We start from the raw sequence: 15970 nt of genomic DNA on the forward strand, positions 1-15970 counted from the left end.
CGAGGCCCGCGACCGGCCCGGTTCCAACCTCGCCCCTTGTTCCCGATCCTGCCGAGGAATCCCTCCCGTGGACACCACCATTTGCCCCCCAACCCGTACGAGCCCACAGCCCATTGGGGCCGATCTGCTGACCCGGGCCCACCTGGTCGACGCCACCGCAACCGGCATGGAGGGCCTCGCGCTGTGGCTGGCCACGCGCCAGCTGGACGTCACCGCCAGCATCCCCCACGCCGAGCAGGACAGCCCGGCCGCCGCCCGGCTGCGCACGGCCGGCGTGAAGCTCGCGGTCGGCTTCGACGCCGAGCACGTCCAGGCCGACCGGACCGCTGTGGTGTGGTCCGGTGCGACGGGCGGCCCGCTCCCGGAACTCGGCCAGGGCCAGGCCCTGGGGCTACCGGTACTCACCCGCGCGCTCGCCCTCTCCACGCTGACCGGGGACTGCGGCGAGCCGCTGGTGGCCGTCTACGGCAGCCACGACACCGCCACCGCGGCGGCGGCCCTGGCCGCCGTCCTCGACGACGGCCGCACCTCCTGGATTCTCACCGCTGCGGCCCGAGGCGGCGTTCCAGGACAGGGCCTCGGCGGCGAGCGCCTGGTCGTGGACCTCGGCCCAGACGCCGGCACGCACGAGGCGGCTTCCCGCAGCCGCCTCCCGCACGGCCCACGGCCCGTCCACATGGCGTCCCCGGTCGTGGCACTGATCACCACCGCCGCGATGAACGCCCCGCACTTCGCGGACACCCTCGAGGCTCTGGACGCCGCCACTACCCTCGCCCGTTCATCCGGCACGGTGGTACTGCCGCTGTGGGACAAGGGCGCCAAGATCGTGCACGAGCGGCTCAGCGACCGCCCCGGCCCCGCCGTGGTCACGGTCGGCCTGGAGGAGAACGCCGACGTGTGGGTCCTCCCGCCCCGCTGGCTCGGCACCGAGTACCTCCTGACCCTCCACCACCAGGGCGAGCGGCACCAGTTCACCGTGCCGGTCGCCGGCCGACACCACGCCCTGGCGGTGTGCGCTGCCATCGCCACCGCCCTCGTCGTCGGGGAGGACTCGCAAGCCGTCGCCCAGCGCGCCGGCGGCTTCCGCGGGGCCGAGCGGTCGCTGGCTACGCTCGGTGTCCAGGCCGGCGTCACCGTCGTGGACTCCCGTGCCCGGCACCCGCGCGAGATCGCGCAGGACGTAACGGCCGCCCGGATGCTCACCGAGGGCTCGGTGGTCGTCGTTCTGGAACCGGACGGCGTCGCCCGCACCAGCGCGCACGCCGCCGAAATCGGCGCTGCCCTCGGCGACGCCGATCACGCGGTGCTGCTGCCGGTCAGCACCCCGCTGACCGAGGACACCGGACCCGACCCGCTGGATGCCGTCGAGCAGGCCGCTCTTCAAAAGCTCGGACAGGCAGCGGTCCACCGCATCCACCTCGGGCCGGACGAACCCGCCCCGGAACAGCAGATCTTCGAGATGACCGCCGAGGGCGACCTCGTCCTGGTCATCGGCACCGGCCAGGCCGAGCGGCTCGGTCCGAGGCTGCTGTTCCACCTCGCTGCCCCCGCCATGCCCATCCCTCAGCAACTGTGACCCGCCCGCACCATCCCGCTGGAGACTACGCCGTGGCCATCGGCCCCCTGCCCGCCCTCACCGCCTCCGAGCGCCAGCTGATCGTCCTGGTCGCCGCCGGCGCCAGTCACGACCAGATCGCCGCCGACCCCGAGACGAGGCTGCAACCGGACGACGTCCGCAGCGCGATCGAAGCGCTGCTCGTCACCACCGGCACCCGCACCGTGCTGCACCTCGCCGCCTGGGCCACCGCCCACCGGATCGTCACCCAGCCGGTGCACCCCAGCGGCGCGCTGACCATCAACCCCCAGCTGGCCCCGCGGTTGTTGCAGATCCTGCGCGGCTGGGCGGGCGGGCGCAGCACGCCCGAGCTGACCGCCGACTTCGGCATCGCGCCGAGCACGATGCGCACCTACTCCAAGAACTTGCTCAGCCAGCTGAACGTCGACTCGCAGCCCCAGGCCGTCGTTGTCGGCGTCCTCGCCCAGCTGGTCCCTCTGAACAGCATCGACCCCGCCTGGCCAGCCGGACCGCTCGCCCCGGCCGCCGAGCCGCGGGCGGTGGCCCCGTGAGCGGTCACCGCGGCATCGGGCGCGTCGGTCTCGCCGCGCTCTGCTTCCTACTCGGCGTTCTGATCGGAGGCGGCGCCATCTACCTGCTGGAGCACCGCGCCGCCCTCAAGCAGCCGCTTTACCTGGGCACCTTCGCCGTCGTCGCCCTGTGCACCCTCGGCGTGGCCGACCGCTTGTTGGGCCACCGCCCGCCGCCTCCGAACGACCGGGATCGTCCCGGCGAGCGCCGCCGGTCCGGCTGAACAGCACAACCGCAGTACCCATGGCGGCCGTTCGGGCCAGGGCCGCACCCCTTCGACCTCAGAGAACAGATGATCATCCTCACCGTCCTCCACGGACCTACTTCCTCCGGCGGTGCCCGGTGAACCTTCGATACGTCGAGGCACCGCAGCCGTACGAGCCGGACGGCCGCCCAGCGGTGTTCCTCGCCGGAGCAACCGTTGGCTGCCCGGACTGGCAGAGCGACGCGGTCGACCTGTTCGCGGCTGCGGGCTTCGACGGCACGGTGCTCAACCCTCGACCGTCGCGCAATCCGGCCACCGACATCTACCTCGCGTGGCAGCCGTTCGGCTGGCAGGACCGCAACATCCGGCGCACCGACGTCGTCCTGTTCTGGAACCCGATCGGGCACGTGCGCGTGCACGACTGCTACGAGGCCGGTCTGTTCTCCCCGTACGGCGGGACGGTGGTCGTCGGCTGCGACCCGGGCGACCCCGTTCAACAGGCCAACCGCGTGCTACTCGCGAGCCTCATGCCGTGGCTGCCGGTAGCCGACACGCTCGCCGACACCGTCGCCGCCGCCCTCGCCACGCTCGCAGCCCCCGCTCTCCGCTGACCACCCACCCACCAGCCCACGTCAGGACCCCATGCGCACCACCACCGCCCCTCCCCGGATCGAGGACCACGCTCTCCTCGGCAACACCGCGTCCGCCGCCCTGGTCCGCCCGGACGGCTCCATCAACTGGGCCTGCCTGCCCGGCTTCGACTCGCCGGCGGTGTTCGCCTCGCTGCTCGGCGACGCCGAGCATGGCCTGTGGCGGGTCGGCCCGGCCGTGTACGACGGCGCGCCGCCCCCCGCTGCCGACCGCCGCCACTACGTGGGCAACTCCCTGGTCCTGCGCCAGGAGTGGGACACGCCCACCGGTACCGTCGCGGTCACCGACTTCATGCCGGCGCCCACAGTCAGCGACGACGCTGAGCCGAGGATCTTCCGGATCGTCGAAGGCATCAGCGGCGCGGTCCACGTCGCCAGCCTGTTCCGCCCCCGCCCCGGCTACGGCGCCACCCGGCCACGCGTCGAGCGGATCTCCCGCGGAACCCAGCGGCTGTGGGTAGTCGCCCACCCGGACTCGTACTGGCTCGACGGCCCCCAGCACACCGCCAACGGGCGGGGCATGTGCCGGGCCGACTTCACCGTCCACGCCGGCCAGATCGTCGTGCTCACCCTCACCTGGGCTCCCTCTCACCGTCCCGCACCCGTGCCACCCGACGCCTTCTCCGAGCTCGACGCCACCGCGGAGTTCTGGGAGCACTGGGCAGCCGGCTGCACCTACCGCGGCCCGGACCGCGAGGCGGTGGTGCGCTCCGCCCTCACCCTCAAGGCGCTCTGCCATCCGGGCGGCGGTGTCGTCGCCGCGCCCACCACCTCCCTGCCCGAGCAGCTCGGCGGAGAACGGAACTGGGACTACCGGTACGTCTGGCTGCGCGACAGCGCGCTGACCACCGCCGCACTGCTGCGACTCGGCTTCCTCGAGGAAGCCCGCCAGTGGCGCAACTGGCTGGTCGACACCGTCAACCCCGAGCGACTCCAGCCGATCTACCGCGTCAACGGCGACGCCGACCTCGACGAGGAGACCCTCGACCACCTGCCCGGCTACGACGGCTCCCGGCCGGTACGCATCGGCAACAGCGCCGCCGACCAGCTCCAGCTCGACGTCTACGGCGAACTCGCCGACACCCTGCTGCTCGCCGAGGACGCCGGCCTCCCCCCGTCCACGCAATGCGACGCCCTGCTCCTGGCGCTCGCCGAACAGCTGGAGCAGCGCTGGCACGAGCCCGACGAGGGCATCTGGGAAATCCGCGGTCCCGCACGGCATTTCACCCACTCCAAGGTCATGTGCTGGGTCGCCGTGGACCGGACCCTGCGACTGCTGGAACGCCGGAGCACCACCGCCCCTACCGTCCTCGTCCGCCTCGCCCGCCTGCGCGAGGAGATCCACACCGACGTCTGCACGCGCGGCTTCAACCCCGAGACGGGCACCTTCACCCAGTCCTATGGCAGCCGGGCCCTCGACGCCTCACTGCTGCTCCTGCCCCTGGTCGGCTTCCTGCCGCCGGACGACAAACGCGTCATCCGCACCGTCGAAGCCGTCCAGCGCGAACTCACCGAGCACGGGCTGGTCCTGCGCTACGCCACCCGCGGGGATACCGACAGCAACGTGGACGGGCTCGCCGGCCACGAGGGCGCCTTCCTGGCCTGCTCGTTCTGGCTGGCCGAGAGCCTGGCCGTCATCGGCCGGCACGCCGAAGCCCGCGAGCTGGTCGACCGGCTGCTCGCCCTGCGCAGCGATCTCGGGCTCCTCGCCGAGGAGTACGACCCCCTCGCCCGGCGGCAGCTCGGGAACTACCCGCAGGGGTTCTCCCACTGGAGCCTGGCGGACGCGGCAGTCCGCCTGGCCGCCAGGCTACAAGCCCAGTGCCCGGTGCTCCCCGGTCCGCGCGCCGTCATCGAGCAGGCGCTTCCCGCCACCGTGGTGGCGTAGTGGGCGACAGCGAGCTGCGTCCGGTGAACGTGGCCAGGGCCCGGGCCTTCCGCGGAGAGGCAACTGAACGACCCATGCCGCCGAGTTCCTCGGGCAGCCGCCGAACACCCTGGCCACCCGGACGCCGCGAGCCTCCGGCAGTACGAGAGCCTCGGAAGCACCCACGACACCGCGCGCCTCCAGAGCCGGATCACCGCGCCGGCGGAGGTGTGAACGCCTTCCTCCCGCCGAGTACGGCGCGATTGTCAGTAACCCATGGCACACTGCCCTGTTCGACCAGCAATCGCCCTACCAGTATGACGAGTTGGGGCCATTCACCGGATCGTGTGGCTTCTGCCGCGACACGCCGACGCGGCCCCGCCGGGCCACCTACGGTGGGACACCTGCCTACGCACTCACGTACGACGAACGATCACTAGTTTGATCGCAGCTTCGCCATGCCCTGAACCGGACGCGCTCCCCGCGCTGGTTCCCTCGCACCCTGGGAAGGAGACGTCCCGTGCCGCACACGCTGGTTGTGGGAGTCCACCTGGTCCTGATCGAGAACGGCCAAGTGCTGCTCGGACAGCGCGCCAACACCACCTTCGCCGCCCAGCACTGGCACGCTCCGGCCGGCCACCTCGAAGCGGGAGAGTCTGTCCTGGCTGGCATGGCTCGCGAGGCCGACGAGGAACTCGGCATCACTATCCGGGAGGAGGACCTCGACCTGGTGCACACCCTCCACCACCTCGACGCCGACGACGGTGCTGGCCGCCTCCAGCTGTTCTTCGCCCCGCGCGTGTACACCGGCACGATCACCAACCGCGAGCCGGACAAGTGCGCCGCTCTCCGCTTCTGGCCGTTGGACGGGCTTCCGGAGCCGATGGTCGGCTACACCGCGGACGCGCTCGCGCAGATCGCCGCCGGCCGCCCGCTGTCCGTCATCGGATGGTCGGCATGAGCGCCACGAGCCACCCGGGGTTCCCGGGGGCCGGGGTGCCTGCGGGGAGCGCGGAGACCCGGCTCGTGGTCGTTCGGGGTAACTCGGCGTCGGGCAAGTCGTCGGTGGCGGCGGGCATCCGGGACCGGTTCGGCCGGGGCCTGGCCGTGGTCGCGCAGGACAACCTCCGGCGCATCGTGCTGCGCGAGCGGGACCGGCCCGGGGGCGCGAACATCGGCCTGATCGACACCGTGGCACGGTACGCGCTGGACGCCGGCTACCACGTCGTCATCGAAGGCATCCTGTACGCCGATCACTACGGCGAAATGCTCACGCGCCTTGTGGGCGACCATCGCGGCGTCACCCGCTGCTACTACCTCGACATCCCGATCGACGAGACGCTGGTCCGGCACGCCTCGAAGGCCGATCGCGAGTATCTGGTGGCCGTCACCGAGCGGGAACTGCGCGACTGGTACCGCGAGCACGACGTTCTGCCGGGCGGCATCGAGACCGTCATCGGCAGCGACAGCACCCTCCACGACACGGTCGACCGCATCATGCGCGAGACCGCGCTCTCGGAGTTGCCCGCGCGTGACACCTAGAAGCAGTTGCTCGACCGTCGTGTCCGCGCCATTGCCCCCTCCCACTTCAACCAGGAGCCCCCTGATGCACGAGACGAGCAGGCTGTCGGTCTGCGTCATCGCCCACGATCTGAACACCGACCGGATCGCCACCCTCCTCTACGGCAAGCGCAGTTTCACCCCCGGACCCGCGTGGTCGATCCCCGGCGGGAAGGTCGACCCCGGGGAGGAGATCCCCGACGCCGCCGCCCGGGAGCTGCGTGAGGAAGCCGGGCTCATCGCCCGTCCGTGCGACCTGCGTCTGGTGCACACCATCCAGGCCAAGGAGGGCTGGGACGGGCGCGGCGGGTTCGTGCTGTTCGTCTTCGCCACCAGCGAGTTCACGGGCGAGCTGGCCAACGTCGAGCCGGACAAGCACCTGGAGGTGCGCTGGCACCCCGCCGCCGACGTCCTGCCCAGCCCGATGTTCCCAACCTCCAAGGCCGCGGTGGAGGCGTACCTGGCCGGCGGCCCCGCGTTCTCCACCCACGGATTCGACCCCGCCTCCGGACAACGGCAGCTCGTCGAGACGTGACCGGCGCCCTTCGGCACCATGCCGGGCGAGTGCGCCCGCCCGGCATGGTGTCGGCCAGGTCGGCCCTGCCCGGTCCGCACTGGTCGCCCCACGGCTACGCCGAACCCGGACGGCACTGGCGCCCCCGACCATCGCGTTCGCCTCTACCTCGACCACGGTCGCCTCATCGAACAGGACACCCACGCGGAGCTGATGGCCCAGGAACCGGCCTCCCGCTACCGCGCCTCCCACCTCCTCCAGGGCCGCCAGTACACCACCAACATCCCCGGCCAACACCTCACCTCCGACGTCCCTGCACGCCAAGCCAACTGACCGCCAAGACCACTTCGTGACATCGTCGCCGCGCTCGCGCTGCTGGCCGCCGCCCTTCCCGGCGACCAATGGGCGGCCAAACGGTCACCGCCTGCCTGGCCGCCAGCCGATAGGGAACGCATGGATTACAGCACTTGGCCCCCCATCATCGTCGTGGACGTGGAGGGCAACGGCGCCCAGCCGCCGGACCTGGTCGAGCTCGCCGCCATCCCCGTGGTGGACGGCAGCCTGGTGCCCTCCTCCGCCCGCTCCACCCTGATCCGACCGCCGCACCCCATCACCCCCCTTTCCGTGCGGATACACGGCATCACGAACCAGGACGCCGCCTCCGCCCCGACCTGGCCACAGATCGGAGCCCGGGTGCGCGCCGGCCTGGAGGGCGCGTGGATCGCCGCGCACAACGCCCACGTGGACTACGCCGTGCTGCTGCGGCATCTGCCGGGGTGGCAGCCGGCCGGGGTGCTGGACACCCTGCGCCTGGCGCGCGCGACCTACCCCAAGGCCGCCGGGTACGGCCTGGATGCGCTGATCGAGCTGTGCGGCATCGACCTGTCGGCCGTCCCCGGGAAGCGCCACCGAGCCGCCTTCGACGCCCACGCAGCCGCCCTGCTGCTGATCCACCTCGCCGGGCACCACGCCACCTGGACCGCCCTGCTGACCGCCGCTGTCCCACCCGGCCTGCCCGGCCACCCCCAGCCGCAGGAGGACGCGACCTTGTGGTGAGCGGCCCGGCCCGAATCGAAAACGTGGTCTTCGGGGTCTTCGACCCGGGCTCGCCGAGAACCGCCGGGAACCTCCCGGCGCTTGGATGCGAAATCGAACAGGGAGCAGGATCAACCCCCATGGAAGAGCTGCTGCAAGTCGCCAACTTGGTTGCTAATAAGCTGAATTCACGCTTCAAGGACGATCCCGAAAAGCTCCGGATGCTGCAAGGGCTCAAGGTCCAGGAGGAGGCCGGAGAACTCGCCCAGGCCATCATCGGAGCGCTCGGACTCAATCCGAACAAAGGCCACTCCCACACCTGGGACCACGTGCGCGCCGAGGCGTGCGACACCGCCCTCACCGCCCTCGTCACGCTCTGCATGCTCGGCGGCGACCCCGAATGGTTCCTCACCGAGCACCTGCGCACCATCCGCACCAAGGCCGAGGGCTGGGAGGGCACCGCTTGAGCACCACGCAGCAGCTCGACCTCACGGCCGAGGACGAGGCCGAGATGATGGAGTACCGCCCGCCCGAGAGCGACGCCGAACTCATCTCCGGCCGCAAGGCCAGCGTGCTGGCCACCGCCCGCGCCCTGCCCCGCCTGGTCCTCCTCGCGCTGCGCCTCGGCCGCCAGGCCGACCCGGGCTCCCTCACGATCATGCTGGTGTGCGCGGTCGTCGCCTCGACGGCGAGCGCCTTCGGCCTGCTGGCCACCACCGGCATGATCACCCACCTGCTGGCCAGCACCGGTTCGATCAGCCAGCGCCTCTCCGACTCCCTGCCCTCGATCATCGTGCTGGCCGCGATGGCCGCGACCGGCTCGCTGCTGGACATCGTCGGCGGCTGGGTGTCCGACCGGCTCGGCCCCAAGATCAACCGCCTGGCCGAGATGGAGCTGATCGAGGCCGCGACGCGCGCCGAGCTGTCCGCCTACGACGACCCGAAGTTCCACGCCGCCTGGGACGCCGGGGACCGAGGCGCGGTCTCCACCCGCGACCTCGTCTCCCAGGTCCGCGACCTGATCACCCACGCCGCCTCGCTGGCCGCCGCCGCCGTGGTGATCGCCACGATCCACCCCCTGCTGCTGCCCCTGCTCGTCCTGGCCGTCCTGCCCCAGGCGCTGGCCCGCACCGCCGCCGCGACCTCCCTTCACCGCGCGATGCTCGCCATCTACGGACCGCTGCGCGCCGCCGCCGTACTGCGCTGGTACCTGTGCGACCGCCGCTCGGCCGCCGAGGTCCGCTCCAACACCTTCGTCCCGTTCCTGCTGCGCCACCATGCCCGCGCGGTGAAGAAGATCAGCGCCACCACCGACGAGGCCGCCGCCCGCTCCGCCCGCCTGAACCTGTACGGGTCGGTGGTGTCCGGCATCGGCGCCGCTCTGGTGTGGGGTGGGCTGGCCTGGCTCCTGGCCACGGGCCGGGTCTCCCTTGCCGCCGCCGGAACCGCCGTCATCGCCCTGCGGGCGGCCTCGGCGAGCCTACGCAACGCGGCGAGCTACGCGGCGGCCGTCCACCGCACTGGCTTGTGGGTCGGCGACTGGAGCAGCTTCATCGAGCTGGCCGGCGCCCAGCGCCGCGACCGCGGCACCCAGGCCCCGCCGGAGGAGACCGCCGTGATCGAGGCCCGGGGCGTCACCTACACCTACCCCGGCTCCGACAAGCAGGCCCTGCGCGGCGTGGACTTCCGCGTCAGGCGCGGAGAGATCGTCGCCGTGGTCGGGGTGAACGGCGCCGCGAAGTCCACCCTGATGCGGCTGCTGTGCGGCCTGACGCTGCCCGCGGACGGCGCGGTGACGTGGGACGGGCGCGACACCCGCGACATGGACCCGGACCTGCTGTGGGGGCACACCGCTTTCGTCCAGCAGGACTTCTCCCACTGGCCGCTCACCGCCCGGCAGAACATCACGCTCGGCCAGCCCACCAGCCGGGGCGACGCCGCCGTGATGGAGGCCGCCGCAGCCACCGGCGCCGACGAGGTGATCGCCGAACTCGACCGGGGACTCGACACCCTCGTGTCGCGGGAGTTCTGGGGAGGCACCGACCTGTCCGAGGGCCAGTGGCAGCGCATGGTCACCGCCGCCGCGTTCCACCGGCAGTCCGACCTGCTCATCCTGGACGAGCCGACCAGCGCCATGGACCCGAGGGCCGAACACCGGATCTTCAACGGCCTGGCCGGCATCGCCAAGGACCGCGCCACCGTGTTGGTCACCCACAACCTGGAGAACACCCGGGTCGCGCACCGCGTCGTCGTCCTTGACCACGGGCGCGTCATCCAGGAAGGCACCTTCGACGAACTCGCCTCCACGCCGGGCATGTTCGCCGACCTCCGGGCGCTGCAGCACGACCGCAGCGGCGTGCCCGCGCAGAGGCCGCCACTGACCGAGACCCCCGAGACGACCAGCGAGGAGCAGACCGCGTGAGCGACCAGCACACCGCCTCCCGGCCAAGCACCGCCGAGGAGCTTCGCCACCAGCTCGCCGATCGGCTGCTCGCCGATGGGAAGATCCGCACCAGCGCGGTGGAGGCGGCGATGCGCACCGTGCCGCGCGAGCTGTTCGTCCCCGGCGTCCCCCTCACCACCGCCTACGCCGACGACATCGTGTCCATCAAGACCGACGAGGCCGGGACCTCGATCAGCGCGGCGTCCCAACCGCGGATCGTGGCCATGATGCTGGAGCAGCTCAAGGTCGAGCCCGGCCACCGGGTACTGGAGCTGGGGGCGGGCACCGGCTACAACGCGGCCCTGCTGGCCCACCTGACCGGACCGGCCGGACGGGTCGTCACCATCGACGTCGATGACGACCTGGTCCGCGGTGCCCGCGCCAACCTCGCCCAGGCGGGCGTCACCGGTGTGGACGTCGTCCTGGGCGACGGCCGGCTCGGCCACCCCAGCGAGGCGCCGTTCGACAGGATCACCGCCACCGTAGGCGCCTTCGAAGTCCCTCGGGCCTGGCTGGACCAGCTCAACCCCGCCGGCCGTCTCCTCGTCCCGGTGCGCCTGGCCGGGGCCGTGTCGCGGACCGTCCCCTTCGTCAGCGACGGCCACGGCGGCTGGGTCGGCGACGGCAGCGAGATGGCGGGCTTCATGCCGCTGCGCGACCCCGGCACCACCCCGGCCGCCTCCAGCGCCATCGACCTGACCGGCACCGGCGCGGCCACCCTCCAGCCCAACCGGGACAACCTCCACGCCACCGACCCGGCCGCCCTGACCGGGGTCTTGAACACCCGGCACACCACCGTGCCCACCGGGGTTTTCGTCGGCCGCCAGGAGTCGTTCGAGCAGCTGTACCTGTGGCTCGCCTGCCGCCTGGCCAACCCGCCGATGTGGCTGCGGTCCTCCAAGGACGCGGTCCCGGGCCTGCCCGCCCAGACGATGGCCACCGCCGCAGGCGGCTCCCTCGCCCACCTCGGCTACCACCTCACCGAGGACGGCGGCGACCGGTTCGAACTCGACTTCCACGGCTACGGCCCCGGCGGCGCCGACCTCGCCGCCCAGCTCGCCGCCGAAGCCGCGCTGTGGGACCACCGCTTCCGCAACCACCCCGCCACCATCGCCATCCCGGCCATGGTGCCGACCGCCGACCCGGACCGGGGCCGCTTCGTCCTGGCCCGCCCCACCACCCCGATGACCGTCACCTGGAACACCGAGGACCACCGTTGAACGAACAGCGCAGGACGATCGCCGTGCTCGGCGAGATGGCCGAACTCGGACAGGACGCCGTCGAAGGGCACCGCGCTGTCGGACGGGACGCCGGAGAACTCGGCGTGGACCTGGTCCTCGCTGTCGGCGGCGCGCTGGCCGAGCAACTGGCGCTCGCCGCCGGTGCGGCGGGCGTGGAGACCGTCGCGATCGTGCGCGACAACGCCACCGCCGCCGCCTGGCTCCAGAGCGAGGTGCGCCCCGGCGACGTCGTCCTCGTGAAGGGCTCGCGCGCCGGGATGCTCTGGCAGGTCGCCGAGACCCTGGCCGGGCAGCAGGTCACAGCCTGGGGCGACTGGAACCGTGCGAAGGAGGAGACCACCGCATGATCTCGTACAAGCTGCTCGCCGAACAGGCCCTGGCCGAGGGCATCCAGAAGGTCGCGGCCGGAACGGTCGTCCGCGACCCGCAGGGCCGCCTCCTCATGCTGCGCCGCAAGCAGGACGACGTGCTACCCGGCCTGTGGGACTACCCGGCCGGCGGGCTGAACGACGGCGAGGACCCCCGGGACGGTGCGATCCGGGAGCTGGCCGAGGAGACCGGCATCCACTGCCCCGACATCGAGTACGTGCGGGCCCTGGACTTCGTCAACACCCGAGGCCGCCTGACCCGCCAGTTCGTCTTCACCTGCACCGTCCCGGACGAGACCGCGGTGACCCTCTCCGAGCACGACGCCTTCGGCTGGTTCCGCCCGGACGAGCTGCCGCCGACCAGCGACGGCTACCGCGAGGTGATCGCCTGGCTCACCCACCGCCTCGCCGCGGGGTGGAAGCCCGCCAGCCGGTACCTGGGCACGATCGACCGGCCGATGACGTGGGCCTGCTTCCTGGTACGCGACCACGAGGGCCGCGTCCTCGGGATGCGCAACTCCGTGGACACCGAACGCTGGGACTGGCCCGGCGGGAACTCCGAGCCCGGCGAGTCGCCGTTCGACACCGCGCTGCGCGAGGCCCGCGAGGAGATCGGCCTCGACCTGCTCGCCGAGAACCCGGACCCGGTCGGCCGGCAGCGGCTGATCGCCGTCATCCACCAGCAGGCCGACCATATCCGACCCGTGCCGTCGATCGGCTGGGTCTTCGACGGCGGCACGCTCACCGAGGAGCAGCAGGCCCGCATCGTCCTCGACCCGGCCGAGCACTGCGAGCACCGCTTCGAGACGGACTACACCTGGCGTCACTTCATGACGCCCAAGGAGTACCGGGACCTGCTTCAGGTGCTGCGCGCCGCCCGCTCCGGCCGGGTGCTCTACATCGAGCGTCCGACCCCGGAGCACCAGGACTTCGAGGGCATCGTGGTGTTCGTCACCACTCCGGACGGCGAGCTGCTGGTGCACCACCGGGACGAGAAGGAGGGCATCGCCTGGCCGGGCTACCGGACCCCGATCGGCGGGTGGCGTGAGGACGACGAGACGCCGCCCGAGACCGCGACCCGGGAGGTGTTCGAGGAAGCCGGGATCACCATCACCGACGTCCGGGAGCTGCCCGGCCCCCGCCACGAGCGCGTCTCGGCGATGACCCGCGTCCTGCACGCGGTGTACACCGGCCCGAAGGACGCGATCCGGCTCGGTGACGAAGGGGTGGGCATCGCCTGGGTGCCGTTCTCCGAGGTCGCCGCACTCAAGACCCCGCCGTACGTCGCCCACTACCTCGACCTGATCGGAGCCTGAGCATGTCCGACTTCTACTGCGAGCAGGTGCTCAACGGCCTCACGTCGGTGGACACCGTCCAGGAGACGGACTCGGTCCTGGCCTTCCACCACACCAAGCCCAGCTACCCGGTTCACATCGTGGTGATCCCCAAGCAGCACGTCCCCTCGCTCGAAGACCTGGGCGCCGGCGGCGAGGAGCTGCTGACGGAGGTGATGCGGGTTGTCCGGGAGGTGGCCGCCCTGGTCCGGGCCGAGCACGGCGCCGCGTGCGTCGTGACGAACCTCGGCGACTACCAGGAGTCCAAGCACCTCCACGTGCATGTCCTCTACCGAGGAGACCTGCCCGAGGGCCTGGCCTGAACCCGGCTGCACCGACGAACAGGAGATCGTCCACGATGCCGCAGTGGATTCCCCCCGCCGACTACCTGAAGACGATGCCGCAGGCGCTCCACGGCTGCGCCGTGTTCCTTACGGACCAGAGCAACCGGGTCCTGCTGCTCCACGAAGCCCCGGACGAGCAGCGGGATGCATTCGGCGCCGAGCCACGCTGGCTGTTCCCCGGTGGCCGCCTCGACCACGGCGAGAGCCCGCTGAGGGCCGCGGCCCGCGAGACCCGGGAGGAGACCGGCCTCGACCTCACCGGCATCCTGCGCCCCCTGGCGACGGACTTTCGCGACCCGACCGAGCATCGGCCGGCCGTAACGGACTACCACTTCGACGGAGGCTGGCTCACCGCCGCCCAGGCCGAAGCGATCCGGCTGTCCGACGAGCACGACAGCTACGCCTTCCGCAGCCTCACCGACTGGCAACCGATCCTGCCGCCCAACCGCTACGACCTGCTGTCTTCGCTCACCCAGGCCCGCGCGGAGAGCCGCCAGCTCGTCCTGCACAACGGGCGTCCGATGTAGCACCCGTGACACCACCTCCTACCCGAGGAGCCGACCTTGGTCCGCATCGCCAACTTCAACGCCTACAAGCTCAAACTCACCGACCGCGACACCGATGGCTGGAGAGCCCGCGTCAATGCCATTCAGGAGGTGGCACCCGACATCCTGACCCTCCAAGAGGTCCTCGTCGACGAGGAACTGAAGGAAGGCGAGACGGACCTTGACCGCGCGCAGCGGTGGCGGGCCGAGGCCGGCGAGATCATCGGATCCCTCGCGGCCGACTGCGGCCTGACCGCCACGACGATACGTGTGGACGGAACGCCTGGTGGCATCGCGATGGCGAACAACGCGGACCGGGGCTGGTACACCGCCGTCCTCTGGAACCTGGACGCCGCGCGCGCGGTCCCCGGTGGGTTCCGCCCGTTCGGCGCACCGGACTTCTGGCACGGTTGTGCCACCGTGCTGCTCGATGTCGGCGCGGCCGAGCCCGTCCTCGTCGCGAGCTACCACGGTGACCCGTTCCGGCCCGACTTCCGCGCGAACGAGGCTCTGCGGCTCAAGGGGATCTTCCGCCGCACCGGCGGGGCGAAGCCGGGCATCCTGGCGGGCGACTTCAACGCGATCTCCGCCGCGACCACCATTCCCGGCGGCACGCAGTTCTACGACCCCGAGCCGTACCTCGATCAGGACCACGACGACCTGGAGTACCAGCTTCAGCCCGGGACGGCCGGAGGCAGCCAGCTGGCCGATCGGCGCCAGACCGCAGCGCTGCTGCGCGGCGGCTACATGGTCGACGCCGCCGCCCACCTGGCGGCACCGTGGCAGCCAACCGTCGGCTACTGGGCCGACGGGCAAGGCGATCCGGACCCGTGGGGCGAGCGCCGCATCGACCTGATCCTCGCGACCCGGCCGGTCGCCCCCGCCCTGGTCCACTACCGCGCCCACGTCAGCCCGGCCAGCGAGGCGGCGGCCGACCACCGCCCCGTCTACGCCGACCTGGACGTCAGCGCCATCGCGGCACCGCAGGGGGCGCGGTGAGGAAGTTCATGACCACCAGCCGCTGGTGGGGACGCCAGGACGGGCCGGCTGAGGACTGGGTGCGCCCACACGTCCTGTGGCTGCCCCAGGACCAGCCGCAGGTGCTCGAGTACTTCGCCCGGCTGCGCGAGATCACCGAGCAGTACCCGGACGTGATCGCACCGATCGCCGACGACGACCTGCACATGACGATCCAGAAGATCCACCCGCTGACCACCACCGGCGCGCGGGTCGACGAGGCGATGCTCGCGAGCGCCGCCACCGCCGTCCAGAAGGAACTCGCCGACCTGGAGCCGTTCACCATCGAAATCGGCCCGGCCCGCGCCTCCGGCTCCGCCGGCCTCGTGGACATCTGGCCGGAGCACGGCCCGGACCGGCTGTACCGGCGTGTGCGAGCCGGACTCACCGCCGCCGGTCTGGAACTCCCGCCCGCCGAGACGCGCTTCTGGTGCCACATGTCGTGCGGCTACGGTGTCCAGGACACCGACACCCCCGAACTCGCCGCCCGCTCGGACCGCCTCGCCTCCGACCTCGGCCGCCGCATCCGGCCGGGAATCCGCACCAACGCCACCGTCTCCAGCGTGTGGCTGGTGTGGGAACGCCAGCACCCCGCCCCGGTCCCCCGCTACACCTTCGAGCGCGTTCACCAGCTGCACCTCGGCCAGTCCTGACCAGCAGCAGCAACGCCGAGCCGCCCGCGCGGAACGGCCGCCGCCCCA

18 protein-coding genes are annotated in these 15970 nt (G+C 71.9%); all 18 read left to right on the forward strand.

All coding sequences use genetic code 11. The features are described from left to right. Positions 1-67 precede the first annotated feature (67 nt). The 18 genes from ACFY2K_RS08070 to ACFY2K_RS08155 all read left to right on the forward strand — a co-directional run bounded on the left by ACFY2K_RS08070 (position 68) and on the right by ACFY2K_RS08155 (position 15922). Positions 68-1576 carry a glutamate ligase domain-containing protein gene (locus ACFY2K_RS08070; RefSeq protein ID WP_387710277.1) on the forward strand — a complete coding sequence of 503 codons (1509 nt, stop codon included), beginning with the start codon at positions 68-70 and terminating at the stop codon, positions 1574-1576. 32 nt (positions 1577-1608) lie between these two features. Continuing rightward, positions 1609-2127 carry a LuxR C-terminal-related transcriptional regulator gene (locus ACFY2K_RS08075; protein ID WP_387710279.1) on the forward strand — a complete coding sequence of 173 codons (519 nt, stop codon included), beginning with the start codon at positions 1609-1611 and terminating at the stop codon, positions 2125-2127. Further along, positions 2124-2369, forward strand: coding sequence for a hypothetical protein (locus ACFY2K_RS08080; protein WP_387710281.1), 246 nt, complete (start codon positions 2124-2126; stop codon positions 2367-2369). The genes ACFY2K_RS08075 and ACFY2K_RS08080 overlap by 4 nt, the downstream gene beginning before the upstream one ends. Before the next feature lie 119 nt (positions 2370-2488). Continuing rightward, a complete protein-coding gene (locus ACFY2K_RS08085; protein ID WP_387710283.1) occupies positions 2489-2962 on the forward strand; it encodes a hypothetical protein in 474 nt (157 codons plus the stop codon). 31 nt (positions 2963-2993) lie between these two features. Next, positions 2994-4889: a glycoside hydrolase family 15 protein gene (locus tag ACFY2K_RS08090; RefSeq protein ID WP_387710285.1), complete on the forward strand. Its 1896-nt coding sequence runs from the start codon at positions 2994-2996 to the stop codon at positions 4887-4889. 499 nt (positions 4890-5388) lie between these two features. Continuing rightward, positions 5389-5829, forward strand: a complete 441-nt coding sequence (locus tag ACFY2K_RS08095; RefSeq protein WP_387710287.1) for an NUDIX domain-containing protein — start codon at positions 5389-5391, stop codon at positions 5827-5829. Continuing rightward, a complete protein-coding gene (locus ACFY2K_RS08100; RefSeq protein WP_387710288.1) occupies positions 5826-6410 on the forward strand; it encodes an AAA family ATPase in 585 nt (194 codons plus the stop codon). Before ACFY2K_RS08095 ends, ACFY2K_RS08100 begins: the two co-directional genes overlap by 4 nt. Positions 6411-6474: 64 nt before the next feature. Next, positions 6475-6963, forward strand: a complete 489-nt coding sequence (locus ACFY2K_RS08105) for an NUDIX domain-containing protein (protein WP_387710290.1) — start codon at positions 6475-6477, stop codon at positions 6961-6963. A gap of 432 nt (positions 6964-7395) precedes the next feature. Beyond that, on the forward strand, positions 7396-7998 hold the full coding sequence (locus ACFY2K_RS08110) for an exonuclease domain-containing protein (protein WP_387710292.1): 603 nt from the start codon (positions 7396-7398) through the stop codon (positions 7996-7998). A gap of 119 nt (positions 7999-8117) precedes the next feature. Further along, the gene (locus ACFY2K_RS08115) at positions 8118-8444 is read left to right on the forward strand and encodes a MazG-like family protein (RefSeq protein WP_387710294.1); all 327 of its coding nucleotides are present in this window, start codon (positions 8118-8120) and stop codon (positions 8442-8444) included. Further along, positions 8441-10399 (forward strand): ATP-binding cassette domain-containing protein, encoded by a 1959-nt coding sequence (locus ACFY2K_RS08120; protein ID WP_387710295.1) that lies wholly within the window; start codon positions 8441-8443, stop codon positions 10397-10399. Before ACFY2K_RS08115 ends, ACFY2K_RS08120 begins: the two co-directional genes overlap by 4 nt. Next, positions 10396-11640 (forward strand): methyltransferase, FxLD system, encoded by a 1245-nt coding sequence (gene fxlM / locus ACFY2K_RS08125; protein WP_387710297.1) that lies wholly within the window; start codon positions 10396-10398, stop codon positions 11638-11640. Before ACFY2K_RS08120 ends, fxlM begins: the two co-directional genes overlap by 4 nt. After that, positions 11637-12008 (forward strand): glutamate ligase domain-containing protein, encoded by a 372-nt coding sequence (locus ACFY2K_RS08130; RefSeq protein ID WP_387710299.1) that lies wholly within the window; start codon positions 11637-11639, stop codon positions 12006-12008. The genes fxlM and ACFY2K_RS08130 overlap by 4 nt, the downstream gene beginning before the upstream one ends. Then, positions 12005-13345, forward strand: coding sequence for an NUDIX domain-containing protein (locus ACFY2K_RS08135; protein ID WP_387710301.1), 1341 nt, complete (start codon positions 12005-12007; stop codon positions 13343-13345). The genes ACFY2K_RS08130 and ACFY2K_RS08135 overlap by 4 nt, the downstream gene beginning before the upstream one ends. A 2-nt stretch (positions 13346-13347) precedes the next feature. Beyond that, positions 13348-13686 (forward strand): HIT domain-containing protein, encoded by a 339-nt coding sequence (locus ACFY2K_RS08140; RefSeq protein WP_387710303.1) that lies wholly within the window; start codon positions 13348-13350, stop codon positions 13684-13686. A gap of 35 nt (positions 13687-13721) precedes the next feature. After that, positions 13722-14234 carry an NUDIX domain-containing protein gene (locus tag ACFY2K_RS08145; protein WP_387710305.1) on the forward strand — a complete coding sequence of 171 codons (513 nt, stop codon included), beginning with the start codon at positions 13722-13724 and terminating at the stop codon, positions 14232-14234. 36 nt (positions 14235-14270) lie between these two features. Further along, positions 14271-15251: an endonuclease/exonuclease/phosphatase family protein gene (locus ACFY2K_RS08150; protein WP_387710306.1), complete on the forward strand. Its 981-nt coding sequence runs from the start codon at positions 14271-14273 to the stop codon at positions 15249-15251. An 8-nt stretch (positions 15252-15259) separates the two neighbouring features. Beyond that, complete coding sequence (locus ACFY2K_RS08155; RefSeq protein ID WP_387710307.1) at positions 15260-15922, forward strand: 2'-5' RNA ligase family protein; 663 nt, start codon at positions 15260-15262, stop codon at positions 15920-15922. The last annotated feature ends 48 nt before the right edge of the window (positions 15923-15970 follow it).

It is taken from the genome of Kitasatospora sp. NPDC001309 (assembly GCF_042896295.1).
Lineage (GTDB): Bacteria > Actinomycetota > Actinomycetes > Streptomycetales > Streptomycetaceae > Kitasatospora.

Bases quoted from the DNA above. Each gene is read 5' to 3' on its own strand.
- ACFY2K_RS08090 (WP_387710285.1), top strand. From the start codon at position 2,994: ATGCGCACCACCACCGCCCCTCCCCGGATCGAGGACCACGCTCTCCTC.
- ACFY2K_RS08100 (WP_387710288.1), top strand. From the start codon at position 5,826: ATGAGCGCCACGAGCCACCCGGGGTTCCCGGGGGCCGGGGTGCCTGCG.
- ACFY2K_RS08105 (WP_387710290.1), top strand. From the start codon at position 6,475: ATGCACGAGACGAGCAGGCTGTCGGTCTGCGTCATCGCCCACGATCTG.
- ACFY2K_RS08110 (WP_387710292.1), top strand. From the start codon at position 7,396: ATGGATTACAGCACTTGGCCCCCCATCATCGTCGTGGACGTGGAGGGC.
- ACFY2K_RS08115 (WP_387710294.1), top strand. From the start codon at position 8,118: ATGGAAGAGCTGCTGCAAGTCGCCAACTTGGTTGCTAATAAGCTGAAT.
- ACFY2K_RS08135 (WP_387710301.1), top strand. From the start codon at position 12,005: ATGATCTCGTACAAGCTGCTCGCCGAACAGGCCCTGGCCGAGGGCATC.
- ACFY2K_RS08140 (WP_387710303.1), top strand. From the start codon at position 13,348: ATGTCCGACTTCTACTGCGAGCAGGTGCTCAACGGCCTCACGTCGGTG.
- ACFY2K_RS08145 (WP_387710305.1), top strand. From the start codon at position 13,722: ATGCCGCAGTGGATTCCCCCCGCCGACTACCTGAAGACGATGCCGCAG.
- ACFY2K_RS08155 (WP_387710307.1), top strand. From the start codon at position 15,260: ATGACCACCAGCCGCTGGTGGGGACGCCAGGACGGGCCGGCTGAGGAC.